Annotated in this window: 13 protein-coding genes; 4 read left to right on the top strand and 9 right to left on the bottom strand. The window is 53.9% G+C overall.

All coding sequences use genetic code 11. The features are described 5' to 3' along the window. Window positions 1–121: 121 nt before the first annotated feature. The 9 genes from C4J85_RS12935 to C4J85_RS12895 form a co-directional block, all read right to left on the bottom strand. On the bottom strand, window positions 122–1,444 hold the full coding sequence (locus C4J85_RS12935) for a dihydrolipoyllysine-residue acetyltransferase (protein WP_124409806.1): 1,323 nt from the start codon (window positions 1,442–1,444) through the stop codon (window positions 122–124). A gap of 86 nt (window positions 1,445–1,530) precedes the next feature. Continuing rightward, the gene (gene mdeB, locus C4J85_RS12930) at window positions 1,531–4,239 is read right to left on the bottom strand and encodes an alpha-ketoglutarate dehydrogenase (RefSeq protein ID WP_124409805.1); all 2,709 of its coding nucleotides are present in this window, start codon (window positions 4,237–4,239) and stop codon (window positions 1,531–1,533) included. A gap of 80 nt (window positions 4,240–4,319) precedes the next feature. Beyond that, the gene (locus tag C4J85_RS12925) at window positions 4,320–5,021 is read right to left on the bottom strand and encodes an ABC transporter ATP-binding protein (RefSeq protein ID WP_124407157.1); all 702 of its coding nucleotides are present in this window, start codon (window positions 5,019–5,021) and stop codon (window positions 4,320–4,322) included. Then, window positions 5,021–5,788, bottom strand: a complete 768-nt coding sequence (gene livG, locus C4J85_RS12920; RefSeq protein ID WP_124409804.1) for a high-affinity branched-chain amino acid ABC transporter ATP-binding protein LivG — start codon at window positions 5,786–5,788, stop codon at window positions 5,021–5,023. The genes C4J85_RS12925 and livG overlap by 1 nt, the downstream gene beginning before the upstream one ends. Beyond that, window positions 5,785–7,104 carry a high-affinity branched-chain amino acid ABC transporter permease LivM gene (locus tag C4J85_RS12915; protein ID WP_124366983.1) on the bottom strand — a complete coding sequence of 440 codons (1,320 nt, stop codon included), beginning with the start codon at window positions 7,102–7,104 and terminating at the stop codon, window positions 5,785–5,787. The genes livG and C4J85_RS12915 overlap by 4 nt, the downstream gene beginning before the upstream one ends. A gap of 7 nt (window positions 7,105–7,111) precedes the next feature. Further along, the gene (gene livH, locus C4J85_RS12910; protein WP_124366982.1) at window positions 7,112–8,041 is read right to left on the bottom strand and encodes a high-affinity branched-chain amino acid ABC transporter permease LivH; all 930 of its coding nucleotides are present in this window, start codon (window positions 8,039–8,041) and stop codon (window positions 7,112–7,114) included. A gap of 65 nt (window positions 8,042–8,106) precedes the next feature. Beyond that, window positions 8,107–9,222 (bottom strand): branched-chain amino acid ABC transporter substrate-binding protein, encoded by a 1,116-nt coding sequence (locus tag C4J85_RS12905; RefSeq protein WP_124409803.1) that lies wholly within the window; start codon window positions 9,220–9,222, stop codon window positions 8,107–8,109. Between the two features lie 161 nt (window positions 9,223–9,383). Continuing rightward, window positions 9,384–10,304, bottom strand: a complete 921-nt coding sequence (locus C4J85_RS12900; protein ID WP_124407152.1) for a branched-chain amino acid transaminase — start codon at window positions 10,302–10,304, stop codon at window positions 9,384–9,386. Between the two features lie 68 nt (window positions 10,305–10,372). Continuing rightward, a complete protein-coding gene (locus tag C4J85_RS12895; protein ID WP_218567707.1) occupies window positions 10,373–11,164 on the bottom strand; it encodes an HpcH/HpaI aldolase/citrate lyase family protein in 792 nt (263 codons plus the stop codon). Between the two features lie 413 nt (window positions 11,165–11,577). Here C4J85_RS12895 and C4J85_RS12890 point away from each other — a divergent pair, with 413 nt between their 5' ends. From C4J85_RS12890 to C4J85_RS12875, 4 genes are read left to right on the top strand one after another with little or no spacing between them, the layout of a single operon-like run. After that, a complete protein-coding gene (locus C4J85_RS12890) occupies window positions 11,578–12,633 on the top strand; it encodes an AMP-binding protein (protein ID WP_124409801.1) in 1,056 nt (351 codons plus the stop codon). A gap of 10 nt (window positions 12,634–12,643) precedes the next feature. Next, window positions 12,644–13,420 carry an ABC transporter ATP-binding protein gene (locus tag C4J85_RS12885; RefSeq protein WP_124409800.1) on the top strand — a complete coding sequence of 259 codons (777 nt, stop codon included), beginning with the start codon at window positions 12,644–12,646 and terminating at the stop codon, window positions 13,418–13,420. Window positions 13,421–13,422: 2 nt separating this feature from the next. Then, a complete protein-coding gene (locus tag C4J85_RS12880; RefSeq protein WP_124409799.1) occupies window positions 13,423–14,304 on the top strand; it encodes a branched-chain amino acid ABC transporter permease in 882 nt (293 codons plus the stop codon). Between the two features lie 22 nt (window positions 14,305–14,326). Beyond that, complete coding sequence (locus C4J85_RS12875; RefSeq protein WP_124409798.1) at window positions 14,327–15,394, top strand: branched-chain amino acid ABC transporter permease; 1,068 nt, start codon at window positions 14,327–14,329, stop codon at window positions 15,392–15,394. The last annotated feature ends 1 nt before the right edge of the window (window position 15,395 follow it).

The following is a 15,395-nucleotide window of genomic DNA, read 5'->3' as shown; positions in this document are numbered from 1 at the left end:
TAGCTGCTCAGCAGTTAACATAGCCGACTACTACGCCTCCACTCGAAAGTTGCGAACAGCATCAACGCTAAACCAGACACGTGAAAGGAGCTTTTAACAACCCACCGATCAGCAAATAAAATCACATTATCAATCGACGCATATCGGCTAGATGCTCGACAAGAAACGCATTAAATCGACCCGCGGCGGCGCCATCAATGACGCGGTGATCCCAACTTAAACTGAGAGGCAAAATAAGCCTGGGAACGACCTGCCCCTTATCCAGGGTTAGCCGGGTGCTGCTGCGACCGATCCCCAGAATTGCCACCTCTGGCGCATTGATTATTGGGGTGAAGTAGGTCCCGCCAATCCCTCCCAGGGAAGAAACAGTGAAGCAGCCCCCGCTCATATCAGAAGGTTCAAGCTTTCCTGCGCGAGCCTTAGCCGACAACTCAGACATCTCTCGAGCTAAAGTCACCACGCCTTTCTTATCAACATCACGAATGACTGGAACCACTAGCCCATTGGGTGTATCAGCCGCGAAACCGATATGGAAATAATCTTTCAATATCAGTTGATCGCGATCCAGACTCGAGTTGAATTCCGGGAATTTTTTAAGCGCGGCGACGCAGACCTTCATGACCAACGCGATCATCGTAACTTTAACGCCTTGCTTGGCGTTGTCTTCGTTAATGTTACGACGAAAATCCTCCAACTCCGTTATGTCCGCATCATCATGGTTTGTCACATGCGGAATACTTAACCAATTACGATAAAGATTGGCGCCGCTGATTTTTTTTAGTCGGGACAGGTCTACCCGTTTAATTTCACCAAATTTCGAAAAATCAATATCTGGCCAAGGCAGCAGGCCTTGCATGAAGGGTTGGCCCGTTGGGTTCTGCTGTTGTGCATCCGTTTTTCGGGCATCCGCCATTACTTGTCCAACAAAAGAGTGAACATCCTCCTTGGTTATACGTGCTTTAGGCCCGGTACCCTTGATTTCACTCAGTGGCACCCCTAGCTCACGGGCTAACTTACGGACTGACGGGGAAGCGAACGGCAAGAGCCCAGTGGAAACTACTTTCTCAAGGGGTACCGTACGAGGAAGTTCCAATGAAGGAGCAGCAGGTTGCACAGCCGCCTGTGCAGGAGAATCTATAGGAACAGAGACGATAGATTGAGGCTGCGCGACTACAATTGTGGATGACGGATCTGCAGACGCCTCGGTTGATTCCAAGGTGGCAATCAATGAACCTTCACTGATTTTATCACCCACCACAATTTGAATATTCTTTATGATACCGCCGTGTGAAACGGGAATATCCATTGTTGCTTTATCGGTTTCAACAACAATGATAGTTTGCCCTGCTGTAACTAAGTCACCCGGTGCAACAAGTACTTCAATAATGCTGATTTCTTTAAAATCGCCAATATCTGGAACCAGAATGTCACGCAGCGTAGTCATGAAGATCATCCACAGAAATTGTGCCTAACAGCGTTAATGGCAGTGATGGGTTGCAACCGTTCGATGCCAACCATCACACACTCACATCAACATTCCCAAGGGGCTGTTTCGTCAACGTTGATGTCGTATTTTTCAATTGCACGAGAGCAAATGTCGGCGTTAAGTTTCCCTTCGCGCACCAAGGCCCAGAGCGCGCTCAGGACGATCTGATGACGGTCAACTTCAAAAAATGTGCGTAAGGCTGTTCGCGTATCACTGCGGCCGAAACCGTCGGTACCGAGCACGACAAAGTGATCTTCAATGTAAGTGCCTATGAGTTGCGGCAGCGCGCGCACGTAATCGGTCGCAGCAATGACTGGAGCGCCCTTCGGCAGACACTCACCTACATGGCTGGTTTTCTGTTCGCCCTCAGGATGATGCCGGTTCCAACGCTCTACGCCCCTGGCGTCCCTCGCGAGCTCTGTAAAACTCGTGACACTCCACACCTCGGAATCGACCTGCCAATCTGCGCTCAGAAGCTCTGCGGCAGCCATTACTTCCCGCAGAATTGTTCCGGATCCGAGCAGCCTGACCTTGTTCGAATCAGCTCCACCCGTGTGTGCTGAAAAACGGTACATGCCCTTGATGATGTCCTTCTCAATATCTGCCGGCAGGTTAGGTTGGGCGTAGTTCTCATTCATAAGGGTGACGTAGTAGAACTCATCAACCTGTTTCTCCAACATCTGACGCATGCCATGGTCGAGAATGACCGCAAACTCACCTGCGAATGCTGGGTCATAAGCTCTGCAATTTGGCACCAAAGCTGCCATCAAATGGCTACTGCCGTCTTGATGCTGCAAGCCTTCTCCCCCCAGGGTTGTACGGCCTGCCGTGGCTCCAAGCAAAAAGCCCCTGGCCCTTTGGTCAGCCGCAGCCCAGATGAGATCGCCGACTCGCTGAAAACCGAACATCGAGTAGTAGATATAGAACGGCAACATGGGCAGACCATGGGTGGCGTAGCTGGTTGCGGCGGCTACCCAGGAGCTGATGGCACTTGCTTCGCTGATACCCTCCTCAAGTATTTGACCATCCAGCGCCTCCCGATAGCTCAGGATCGAGCCAATGTCTTCCGGCTCATAACGCTGACCGACGCTGGAATAGATACCAATTTGCTTGAATAAATTGGCCATCCCGAATGTCCGCGCTTCGTCCGCCACAATGGGAACTACCCGTCGCCCTAGGATAGGATCTTTCAACAGACCGCTAAGCATCCTGACGAAAGCCATGGTCGTAGACATTTCCTTGCCTTCGGCTTTGGTAGCAAAGCTTCCATAGACATCCAATCCGGGTACCGCGACCACAGGGACGTTCGTTTGCCGACTAGGCGTGAAGCCCCCAAGGCGTTGCCGGCGCTCAAGCAGATAGCGCATTTCACGACTATCTTCGGCAGGTTTATAGAACGAGAGCGTCTCAACCTGCTCATCGGTCAAAGGAAGGTTGAATCGATTTCTAAACCCAATCAGCGCTTCTCGATCGAGTTTTTTCTGCTGGTGAGTCGTCATTTTTCCTTGGCCGGCTTCGCCCATCCCGTAACCTTTTTTGGTCTGGGCAAGAATCACGGTAGGCTGCCCTTTATGGACAGAAGCAGCTTGGTAGGCGGCATAGATCTTCACCATATCGTGGCCGCCTCGTTTCAACCGATCGATTTGTTCATCTGTGAGGCCCTGGGCAAGCTTGGATAGTGCTTCGTTTTGCCCAAAGAAATGATCCCTGTTGTAACGTCCGTCTTTCGCCGCAAAAGTCTGGAACTGCCCATCAACAGTTTCCGACAGCGCTCGTACCAGGCTCCCGTCGGTGTCGCGAGCGAAAAGACCGTCCCAATCAGATCCCCACACCAGTTTTATGACGTTCCAACCTGCCCCGACAAATAATGATTCCAGCTCGTCGATGATTCGCCCATTGCCTCGCACCGGCCCATCCAGCCGCTGAAGATTGCAATTGACTACCCAGATCAAGTTATCCAAACCCTCCCTGGCAGCCAATGTAAGAGCAGACATACTTTCCGGTTCATCCATCTCACCATCGCCGAAAACGCCCCACACTTTTCGCTCAGACGTGTTCAACAGCTCACGGTTGTGAAGATACCGCATGAATCGGGCCTGGAAGATCGAACTAATAGGGCCGATACCCATCGACCCTGTTGGAAATTGCCAGAAGTCCGGCATTAACCAGGGGTGTGGATAGCTGGACAGACCCTGCACCCCACGGCGGGAAGCGGTGATCTCCTGCCGGTAATGCTGAAGGTTCTCTTCTCCCAGTCGCCCCTCCAGAAACGCTCGTGCGTAAACGCCTGGCGCGGAATGCGGTTGATAGAAGACCAGGTCGCCACCAAAGGAGTCGCTTCTTGCTCGGAAAAAATGATTAAAACCGACCTCAAACAAATCCGCCGCACTCGCGTAGCTGGCTATATGGCCGCCCAAATCACCATAAGCCTGGTTAGCACGCACGACCATCGCGAGAGCATTCCACCGAATGATCGATGAAAGGCGTTCTTCGATTGCCAGATCGCCTGGAAATGCGGGCTGCTTTGTTACGGGAATAGTGTTGATGTAGGGTGTTCCCAGCTTGGGCTTCCAGCCGATGTGCGGGTCGCGGACGAGACTGACCAGCTCATCGATTATTTCGCGGGCCCTTTCAGGGCCACTATTTTCAATCAATGACAGGAGTGCATCACGCCACTCAGCAGACTCCTGCGTGTCGCTTGCGTTGGCGGAAAACCCCGAGCTTTCAGGAGTACCTTGCTGGGAACTATTCATGGTTACATCACCTCACATCAAGAAATCCAGCCACCGCCAAGAAATTTGACTATCCCTAGCAGCGTTCTTATTTATTTTTGCTATCCGCCCAGGTACGCACTTTTAATACTCTCGTTTTTCAACAAGTTATGTCCCGTATCTGCTAATACGACCCGACCGTTTTCAAGCACATACCCTCTGTCGGCGATGTGCAGTGCCTTATTAGCGTTTTGCTCTACCAGGAAAACCGTGACACCCGAATCCCTGATGGTTTTGACAATTTCAAAAATCTGTTTAATTACCAATGGCGCCAGACCAAGGGTCGGTTCATCCAGCAATAACAACCTGGGACGGCTCATCAACGCCCGACCGATTGCCAACATTTGTTGCTCTCCACCGGACATTGTTCCTGCACGCTGTTTAGATCGCTCTTTCAGTCGGGGAAAAAGCGTATAAACGTGTTCAACGCCTATTTGCGCTTCTTTATGACTGGAGAAGAATCCTCCCATTTTTAAATTCTCGTACACCGTAAGTGTCGGAAACACTCGCCGGCCTTCAGGAGAAACAGCCATTCCCTTTCGCATTATTTCATGGGTTGGCGTATGGGTAATGTCTTGGCCTTCGAAAATAACATTACCGCTGGAAGCACCGGGCGATCCGCACACCGTCATCATTAACGTTGATTTACCGGCGCCATTGGCACCTATCAACGTCACGATTTCGCCTTTCTTCACTTCGATAGAAACATCGGCCAGCGCTTCGACAGCCCCGTAGTGAGTATGCACGCTATCTAACTTAAGCATCACTCTTCCCCTAAGTAAGCTTTGATAACTCGCGGATCATTCTGAATTTCGTGAGGTAGCCCCGTGGCAATGGCACGACCATATTCCATCACCAGTATTCGGTCTGAAATTCCCATAACGAGACTCATATCGTGTTCAATCAGGAGTACCGAAATACCGAAATCAGTGCGCAAATTATCGATCAGCTTAGCCAGTTCGATTTTCTCTTGAGGATTGAGCCCCGCAGCGGGTTCATCCAACATCAATAGGCGAGGCTTCGTAATCATACAGCGGGCAATTTCAACCAGCCGTTGATGACCACAGGGTAATGTGCCTGCCTCTCTGTTAGCGAGGCCCGTCAGACCAAGCCGATGCAGCCAGGCCGCTGCGTTTTGGAGTGCTTCATGTTCTGCTTTACGGTAGCTGCGGGTAGCAAAAAGTCCCTGCAGTAGACCTGTTTTAACCTGACTGTGCTGAGCAACAAGAAGGTTTTCAAGTACCGTAAGACTTCTGAAAAGTCGAATATTTTGGAAAGTCCTGACCAGACCTTTTTCTGCCACAACATGGCTCGCAAGCCCTTCAATAGGCACGCCATCTAATACAACGCTGCCGGAGGCAGGTTTGTAAAATCCACTGACACAGTTGAACACTGTGGTTTTCCCAGCACCATTAGGGCCAATGACCGAGAATACTTCATTTTTGCGGACTGAGAAGTTTATCTGATCAACAGCGAGCAACCCGCCAAAACGCATCTGTAAATTTGAAACTTTCAGCAGCTCGTGGGTCATGTTGGCAACTCCACATGTGGACGACGAGCAGGCAGAAGCCCTTGTGGTCGCCAGATCATCATAAGCACCATGACAAGACCAAAGATCAACATCCGGTACTCATCAAACCCACGTGCAACTTCTGGCAAAACCGTCAACAATATAGCGGCGAGAACGACACCTAACTGTGACCCCATGCCGCCAAGCACCACGACTGCAAGAATTAAAGCCGACTCAATAAACGTAAAGGATTCTGGGTTTACCAGTCCTTGACGTGCAGCGAAGAACGCCCCGCCCAGTCCAGCGATGGCCGCGCCCAACGTGAATGCGGAGAGCTTTATTTTCGTTGGATTTAACGCCAACGAACGACATGCCGTTTCGTCCTCTCGCAGTGCTTCCCACGCACGCCCAACCGGCATGCGAATAAGACGACTGGTCACAAACAAAGTAAAAGCAACTAACACAAGAGCGACCAGGTAAAGGAATACCACCATGTGCATTCCTGAGTAATCAATACCGAGTATTTGATGGAAGGTTTTAGCTCCCTCCTCGCTGGCTTTTCTCGCAAATTCGATACCGAAGAACGTCGGCTTCGGTATGCCAGAAATACCGTCCGGCCCTCCGGTAATCGTCGTTGCATTGTTCAACAGCAGACGAATTATTTCGCCAAACCCGAGTGTCACAATGGCAAGATAGTCACCACGTAACCGCAGTACAGGAAATCCTAATATGAATCCGAAAACGGCTGCCATGACCGCCGCGGCCGGTAGGCACTGCCAGAACGAAAGCCCGAAATGCTGATTGAGTAAAGCATAGCTGTAACCGCCGATAGCATAAAAGCCGACGTACCCCAGGTCCAAGAGCCCTGCATAACCTACAACAATATTGAGCCCCAGCCCGAGAATGATGTAGATCAGCGCAAGCGTGCCGATATCTACCGCCCCCCTTGAAGCGAAGAACGGCCAAATTAAACCAATTACCAGCAATGCGAGAATAATGGTCTTCTGCCGGTGCTCGTTCAACTCTGGAATAGAGGGAAATTTAACGACCGAGCGGTTTGCCAACCAAATGGGTCGCAGCAACTGGAAAACAAACACAGCGACGGCCGCCAACCAGACAGGCATCCAATGCTGTTCCAAGACAACTTTGTATCCGATCATTTTGAGCTGCAGGCCCAAAACAGGTGCGGTCAGGATAATCGTCATGACAGCGGCGATAAACGCTGACTTGAGGTTTTTCCCAAGTGCATACGCTCGCAGGGTGTGACCTTTAGCAGCGGATCGTGCGGCAGCTATGGTATTTAACGTCACTGCGCCGGTGTTAGGTTCTTGATTCATAATCAGCTTATACCTTCTCGACGTTTGTTTTGCCCAACAGACCTGTAGGTCGAAAGAGGAGAATCAAAATCAACAAAGCGAAGGCAACAACATCTTTGTATTCTGCAGGCAAGTAAGCTGCAGCAAATGTTTCTACCAGCCCTAAAAGAATACCGCCAAGCATCGCACCTGGAATACTTCCAATACCGCCCAGGACTGCGGCTGTGAATGCTTTGATACCCGCAATAAACCCAATAAAAGGACTTAGTTTTCCGATTGCCAACGCGATCAAAACCCCACCTACTGCGGCCAGCATCGCACCCAGTATGAAGGTAAAGGAAATGACTCGATTAGTATCAATCCCTAAAAGATTCGCCATGCGCATATCTTCAGAGCACGCGCGACAGGCTCGCCCCATACGGGAATAACCAATAAAAACAGTCAAGGCAACCATTAAAACTAAAGTAGCACCAAAAATGATGACTCTTGAATAGGGGATAGTGATATCAAAAAAACTCCCAGCCAATTGGAATTCAACGGCCCCTGGTACTAACACGGGTACCGAAATATCACGCGATCCCTGGCCGATCTGAATATAATTTTGTAAAAATATCGACATGCCGATAGCGGAGATTAACGGAACAAGCCGAGGTCCTCCGCGCAGCGGTCGGTAGGCGACGCGCTCGACTGCAAATCCGTATAAGCCGGTGACAGCGACCGAGACCAATAGCGCGCCACCCAGCACCAACGGCAGCGGGTAACCCGACGTGACGCCTATTGCGGTGATGGTCACCAGCCCTATATAAGCCCCGATCATATAAATCTCGCCGTGGGCGAAATTGATCATGCCGATGATGCCGTACACCATGGTATAGCCAATTGCTATAAGGGCATATATTGAACCCAACGTTAACCCATTGGCTAGCTGCTGGATAAATTGGGGGAGAAAATCGTTCATCCAAAGATGCCTCTAAAACAGCATATACACCTCACTGAACAGCAGTGAGGCGACGTGGGTATAGCCTATTCAGCTACTGTTTTCGTGGCATCTTTATGCCAAGTGTAAACAACGAACTTGAAGGCTTCGAGATCACCTTGAGCATCAAACGCAATATTACCAATCGGCGTAGTGAATCGATGGCTATGCATGTACTGGGATACTGTTTTTGGATCCGAACTCTTCGTTGCACTGATAGAGTCGCCAATTACCTTGACAGCGGTGTATGCAGAAAGCTGAAACGGGCCGCCCGGGTCGCGCTTTTTATCGGTAAACGCTTTATTGAGCGCCGCATTTGCTGGATCGGCCGAGAAGTCAGCGGGCAATGTCACAAGCATCCCTTCTGAAGCGGCTCCCGCAATAGCGGTAACATCTTGATTGCCCACCCCTTCCGGCCCCATGAATACCGCTTTCAGGCCCTGCTCACGCGCTTGGCGAAGCAGAAGCCCCATCTCTGGGTGATAGCCGCCAAAATACACAAAGTCGACCCCCAGGACTTTGAGTTTGGTGATCACAGAAGAATAGTCAGAATCCCCAACATTAATGCCTTCAAACATCGCCACAGGCACGTTAGCTTTTTCAATGGTCTGCTTTACTGACGTCGCGATACCTTGGCCGTAGGATTGCTTATCATGCAAAATGGCGACGAGCTTTGGTTTGGCGTGTTCAATTATGTATTTACCAGCCGCAGGCCCTTGCTGATCATCTCGGCCGATCGTGCGAAAAATCAGCGTTCGATTTTTACCTTGAGTCAACTGAGGGGCTGTTGCCGAAGGGGCAATCATCAGCACGCCTTCATTCTCATAAATATCTGACGCAGGAATAGCAGATCCCGAACAGACGTGACCGATCACATACCGAATATTCTGGCTGACAATTTTGTTAGCAATGGCCACTGCCTGTTTAGGCTCACACGCGTCATCCATCATCACAGCTTCAAATGTTTGGCCGCTTGCACCACCTGCAGCATTCATTTGTTCAATAGCCGTCAAGGCACCTGCGGATACCATATCTCCGTATTGAGCCACAGGCCCACTCATAGGCCCAGCGATTGCAATTTTGATAGTTTCAGCATGGGCTACCCCGACGGCTGAACACAACGCAGAGGCAATCATCATCGATACAACGCTAATTTTTTTCATGGAGACTCCAGGGCTGAATGACATAGATGGCTAGCAATTAAGCAAAGAATATTATTATTGTTTTAGACAATGCTGACGGCTCGCACTTACCTGTGCACCTATACTCAGCCTCGGTAGCGCCTCCGATATTTTATGAATAAGAATCGATTTTCATTTGGTCATCACACATAGGTCAACCAATGAGCGTATCTTTCATTAGTGCCATGTACTGCGGAGAAGTAGATCTCTTGAAGCTGTTGGGTGATAGGACCTCGCGAGCCTGCACCGATTGTCCGACCATCGAGCTCACGAATCGGTGTGACTTCAGCAGCAGTACCCGTGAAGAATGCCTCATCGCAGCAATACAACTCGTCGCGAGTAATTCGTTTTTCCCGAATTTCGAAACCCAAATCTCGAGCAATAATCATCACCGAATCACGCGTTATACCCTCCAGGCAAGACGCTAAATCGGGGGTGTAAATAACCCCGTCTCGAACCATGAAAACATTCTCGCCTGCACCCTCACTTACATAACCTTCAGTATCGAGCAACAACGCCTCATCAAACCCGAGCGAAGTGACCTCTCGGTTAGCCAGGATGGAGTTGATGTAATAACCACAAGCTTTTGCACGCACCATGGAAACGTTGACATGATGGCGGGTAAAAGACGACGTTTTTACTCGAATACCTTTTTCCATGCCCTCCTCCCCCAAGTATGAGCCCATGGGCCAGGCAGCTGTAGCAACATGAATTGTGTTATTTTTTGCCGCGATGCTCAAAAAATCCGAGCCAATCCAAACCAAAGGGCGCAGATAGCAAGCGTCGTACTTGTTTGCTTGGACGACTTCTACGCACGCGTTACGAATGGTTTCTTCATCAAAAGGAATTTCCAGCTGAAAAATCTTTGCGGAATTAAAAAGACGGCGAATATGCTCTTTCAGTCGAAAAATTGCAGGTCCGCGTGGCGTTGTGTATGCGCGCATACCCTCGAACACGCCCATGCCATAATGCAGTGTATGGGTCAAAATATGAGTATTGGCCTCACGCCATTCCACCAACTCACCGTCTTTCCAGATTTTCCCATCACGGTCTGACATTGACATTTAAAATCTCCACTGACTCATTTAAATAACGAACGATTGATCTAAACTTCTCGACCATCACTGCTGTATTATTTTTTTAAGTTAAGTGCGTCCAAGGCGTCCGTCGCCCCCTTGGTCAGCCATCCAGTGTCAGAATGCAGCGCGATAAAGGTCACACCTTTCTCCCGGTACTGGCGGGCCTCTTCCACCGAAGTTGCAAAGATGCCGACTGCCTTGGACTGCTTGCGTGCCGCCGCCAAGACTTTCTCGACTGCAGCCTTTACATCAGCGTGTCCGGTCTGGCCCAGATAGCCCATACTCGCAGACAAGTCTGCTGTGCCGATGAACAGGCAATCCACGCCCTCGACTTCAGCTATAGCGTCAACGTTCTTTACCCCCTCCACCGACTCGATCAGAACAATGGCGCAAGCCTGGCTGTTTGAGGATTTGACGTAGTCGCTGTCCAACCCATAGCTCCCTGCTCTTACCATTCCTGCTACACCTCTGATGCCCGGTTGTTTGGGCAATGGGAATAACATGGACGCCACTGCGGCCTTTGCATCGGCCGCCGTATTTATGTTGGGAAAAATAATCGTCTGCGCCCCGCAATCCATGGCGCGCTTGACCATAGAAGGATCATTGGCGGTGACGCGCACAGCACTTACCGCTCTTGCCCCATTAAAGGCTGCAGCATCAATCGCCCTAAGTTGAGCAGCGATATCCTGTGTATCACTAGGGCCGTGTTCAGCATCGATGACCAACCAATCAAAACCGCAATGGGCAATCAGTTCGGCGACAGCAGGACTCGCGAGCGTCAACCAACAACCGACTGTCGATTTGGCGCTCTTTAAACTGTGCTTGATGGGATTTACAAAGCGCACGGTAGGTCTCCTGGCATCTTGATGCTGCTGTAATGGATGGTCCATGTTAGGCAGATGCCAGAGGTGTTTTTTGCGCATTTACATTAACAAAAGCGACCCCGAGTAGAACGTACACGCTGGTTTTCAGGCATATGAGCAATGCCCATGCTAAATCGGTTGAATTTCTAAAAGGTCTGACGAACTGAATCACCTTCCCGGTTTGAAACTGCACACACCGTCGCGTACCTCGTTTGCTTCTGCCCCTAACCATCGGCTGACAGCACTGTTCCTGCACCAACAGTGCCTGGACAGCTTGTACTGAATCAACACACGCCAATTACCAGATACGTTACGTATCTAATTGAAATAAAAGCATTTATCCCTCTGGCATGGCGCATGCAATCACCTTTGCTCCTACCCCGAAGGATGCATCCATGTCCCAGACATTGCCCCACGCGCTGTTGCGTCAAGCCCACATCCGCGGGTCGGCGATCGCTTTGCGCTACAAGCGCCTGGGCATCTGGCATGAGCGCAGCTGGAGCGAGGTGGCTCGCGAGGTCAGCCAGCTCGCCGCTGCCTTGCATCAGCGCAGCTTGGGGCGTGACGATGACCTGTTGATCATCAGCCAGGCGCGTCCCGAAGCGTTGTTGCTGGCGCTGGCGGCGCAATGGTTGGGCGCCAGCGTCACACTGCTCGACCCGGAGCGCGACAACCAGGCGTTGTTGAACGTGCTGCGGCCGCGCTTCGTGATCGTGCAAGACCTGGACACGTTGCAACAACTGCGTGAGCGCGACGTGGTGGTGTTCCTCGACGGGCGTGGCCTGAGCCAGTACCCGGACGCCGGCTTGATCGACTATGCCGACTTGCGTACCGATGCCTCGCCCCCCGCCCACACGCCGCAACCCGACGCCACGGCCTTCGTCTTTCATGCCGAGACCACCCTGCGCCTGACCCATGCGCAGTTGCTCGTGGGCGCCCGTGCGCTGGTCGACCGGGAACACCTCGGCGCCGACGACGAGGCCCTGGCCGCACGGGTGTTTGCCGCCAGCGGGCAAGCACGCTACCTGCTTGCGCCCTGGCTGCATGCCGGCTTTGGGCTGAACTTTCCGGAGGCCCTGGCCACCCGCGACACCGACCGTCGCGAACTGGGCCCGACCCTGGTGCTGGGCACCCGAGAATCCTATGCACGCCTGGAACAGTGGGTGCGTGAACGGCTGCCGCTGCCGGGGACGTTCAGCCATCGCGTGTACCGCTGGGCCATGCAGCCGAGCCCATCCCCCCTACGCCGCTGGCTGGGGTACTGGCTGGTCCGTCGGCCGTTGCTGGATGTACTGGGGATGAGCCGCCTGCGCGTGCCTTTGTTGGTCGGGCCAGCGTTGAATCCGGACAGTGCGGCGTTCTTCGGTGCCCTGGGCATCCGTCCCGGCCATTGGCAAGAACCCGCTTCCCGCCACGAACCCAGCGACCACTTGCTGCCTCAATCTGCCTGACGAGCCTTCCATGCACACACCCACTGAAGCGGTATTACTGCGGCTCGATGACATCTCCCTGTCGTTCAAAGGTATCAAGGCCATCACCTCCATCAGCTTCGAGGTCAAGGCCGGCGACATCTGCGGCCTGATCGGCCCTAACGGCGCGGGTAAAAGCTCGTTGCTGAATGTAATCAATGGGGTCTACCACCCCCAAAGCGGCAGCATCCAGTACGCAGGCCAGACCCGCAAACGCATGCGTTCGCACCAGGCGGCCGAAGGCGGCATTGCGCGGACCTTCCAGAATATCGCGCTGTTCAAGGGCATGAGCGTGCTCGATAACGTGCTCACCGGGCGCAACCTCAAGCGCCGCAGCAGCTGGCTCGAGCAAATGCTGCGCCTGGGCCGGGCACCGCGTGAGGACGACGCGCACCGCCTGCAAGCGGAAAAGGTGATTGCCTTTCTACAGATCCATCCCTGGCGCCATGTGCTGGTCGGCACCCTGCCCTATGGCCTGCAAAAACGTGTCGAACTGGCCCGCGCCCTCGCCGCCGAACCCACCCTGCTGTTGCTGGATGAGCCCATGGCCGGCATGAACGCCCAGGAGAAGGCGCAGATGAGCCAGTTCATCCGCGACATCAACCGCGAGTTCGGCACCACCGTGGTGTTGATCGAACACGACATCGGCGTGGTCATGGGCCTGTGCGACCACGTGGTAGTGCTCGACTACGGCCGCAAGATCGGCGACGGCACCCCGCAACAGGTGCGCGCCAACCCCGATGTGATCGCCGCCTACCTGGGTACCTGAGCATGGAATTTTTCTTCGAAGTGCTGATCGGCGGGCTGCTGGCGGGTGTGATGTATGCCTTGGTGGCGATTGGTTTTGTGCTGATCTACAAGGCCTCCGGCGTGTTCAATTTTGCCCAGGGCGCCATGGTGCTGTTTGCCGCGCTGACGTTTGTCAGCCTGTTGGAGCGCGGCTTCCCGTTCGCCTGGGCGTTCCTGGTCACCCTGGCGAGCATGGTGGTGCTGGCGCTGCTGATTGAAAAAGTCGTGCTGCGCCCGCTGGTCAACCGGCCACCGATCATCCTGTTCATGGCCACCCTTGGGCTGTCCTACATGATCGAAGGGTTTGCGCAGTTCCTGTGGGGCGCACAGGTGCACGGACTGGACCTGGGCATCGCCGACGAACCGCTGGAAATCCGCGGCATGCTGCTCTCGCAATTCGACCTGTTTGCCGCCGGCACCGCAGCCGTGCTGGTGATCGTCCTGTCGCTGCTGTTCAACAAGACGCGGGTGGGCCTGTCGTTGCGCGCGGTGGCCGACGACCCGCTGGCGTCCATGGCCATCGGTATCCGCCTGCCCCGCATCTGGGCCCTGGTGTGGGCGGTGGCAGGGTGTGTCGGCCTGGTGGCCGGGTTGCTCTGGGGTGCGCGCCTGGGCGTGCAGTTCTCGCTTTCGCTGGTGGTGCTCAAGGCGCTGCCGGTGCTGATCATCGGCGGGTTCTCGTCCATCGGCGGGGCGATTGTCGGCGGCTTGATCATCGGCGCGGCAGAGAAAGTCGCCGAGATCTACCTCGGCCCGCTCATCGGCAGCGGCATTGAAAACTGGGTGCCGTACGTCCTGGCGTTGCTGTTCCTGCTGGTGCGGCCTGCCGGACTGTTCGGCGAGCGCGCCATCGAACGGGTTTGATTGTCCTTGGGGAACTACCTGCATGCTGTATCAAGAAACCGGTCAAATCAGCACCTCCTATGCGGCCGAGCGCCGCACCTTTCGCCCGCGTCAGGACCGCGTCGCGCTGTGGCTGCTGCTGGGCGTGGCGTTTTTTGCGGTGCCTTGGCTGGGCAATGACTACTGGTTCAGCGCGATCCTGGTGCCGCTGCTGGTGCTGTCGTTGGCCGGGCTGGGGCTCAACCTGCTGACGGGCTACGCCGGGCAACTCTCACTGGGCTCGGCGGCGTTCATGGCCGTTGGCGCGTTTGCCGCCTACAACCTGCATTTACGCCTGCCCGGCCTGCCGCTGTTGGTGAGCTTTGCCCTGGGTGGCGTGATCGCCGCCGGGGTGGCGGTGTTTTTCGGCTTGCCGAGCCTGCGCATCAAGGGGTTTTACCTGTTGGTGGCGACCCTCGCCGCGCAATTCGTGGTGGAGTGGGTACTCACCCGCTTCAGCTGGTTTACCAACGACAACGCGTCCGGCGTGATCACCTCCCCGCCGCTGCTGATTGGCGGACTGGATTTCAGCTCACCGCGCGGCCGCTACGTGCTGACACTAGCCGTGGTGGTGGCGCTGTTCTGGCTGGGTAAAAACCTGGTGCGCAGCGAACTGGGGCGTAACTGGATGGCCGTGCGCGACATGGACACCGCCGCTGCCGTCATCGGTATTGGGCTGTTGAAGGCCAAGCTGCTGGCGTTTGCAATCAGCGGCTTCTACCTGGGCGTCGCCGGGTCCCTGTGGGCGTTCGCCTACCTGGGCACGGTGGAACCCCACGGCTTTGACCTGAGCCGCTCGTTCCAGGTGCTGTTCATCATCATTATCGGCGGGCTGGGCAGCGTGCTCGGCAACATTCTCGGCGCCGCGTTCATCGTGTTATTCCCGATCCTGCTGGGCAACCTCTTCGCCCTGTTGCCCGCCGGGCTGATGGACGCGGGCCAGCTGGAGAACATCCAGAAGATGCTGTTTGGCGCGCTGATTATCGTTTTTCTGATCAAGGAACCGGAGGGGCTGGCCCGTCTGTGGCAGCGCTTTCGTCAACGGGCCAGGGTTTGGCCGCTGCGTTACTGAA

The sequence above is a fragment of the Pseudomonas sp. R4-34-07 genome, from assembly GCF_003852375.1.
GTDB lineage: Bacteria > Pseudomonadota > Gammaproteobacteria > Pseudomonadales > Pseudomonadaceae > Aquipseudomonas.
Note: the sequence above shows the minus strand (reverse complement) of the source record. Positions and strands in the feature narration are given on the sequence as shown.

Bases quoted from the DNA above. Each gene is read 5' to 3' on its own strand.
- C4J85_RS12935 (WP_124409806.1), bottom strand. From the start codon at position 1,444: ATGACTACGCTGCGTGACATTCTGGTTCCAGATATTGGCGATTTTAAA.
- mdeB (WP_124409805.1), bottom strand. From the start codon at position 4,239: ATGAATAGTTCCCAGCAAGGTACTCCTGAAAGCTCGGGGTTTTCCGCC.
- C4J85_RS12925 (WP_124407157.1), bottom strand. From the start codon at position 5,021: ATGCTTAAGTTAGATAGCGTGCATACTCACTACGGGGCTGTCGAAGCG.
- livG (WP_124409804.1), bottom strand. From the start codon at position 5,788: ATGACCCACGAGCTGCTGAAAGTTTCAAATTTACAGATGCGTTTTGGC.
- C4J85_RS12915 (WP_124366983.1), bottom strand. From the start codon at position 7,104: ATGAATCAAGAACCTAACACCGGCGCAGTGACGTTAAATACCATAGCT.
- livH (WP_124366982.1), bottom strand. From the start codon at position 8,041: ATGAACGATTTTCTCCCCCAATTTATCCAGCAGCTAGCCAATGGGTTA.
- C4J85_RS12905 (WP_124409803.1), bottom strand. From the start codon at position 9,222: ATGAAAAAAATTAGCGTTGTATCGATGATGATTGCCTCTGCGTTGTGT.
- C4J85_RS12900 (WP_124407152.1), bottom strand. From the start codon at position 10,304: ATGTCAATGTCAGACCGTGATGGGAAAATCTGGAAAGACGGTGAGTTG.
- C4J85_RS12890 (WP_124409801.1), top strand. From the start codon at position 11,578: ATGTCCCAGACATTGCCCCACGCGCTGTTGCGTCAAGCCCACATCCGC.
- C4J85_RS12885 (WP_124409800.1), top strand. From the start codon at position 12,644: ATGCACACACCCACTGAAGCGGTATTACTGCGGCTCGATGACATCTCC.
- C4J85_RS12880 (WP_124409799.1), top strand. From the start codon at position 13,423: ATGGAATTTTTCTTCGAAGTGCTGATCGGCGGGCTGCTGGCGGGTGTG.
- C4J85_RS12875 (WP_124409798.1), top strand. From the start codon at position 14,327: ATGCTGTATCAAGAAACCGGTCAAATCAGCACCTCCTATGCGGCCGAG.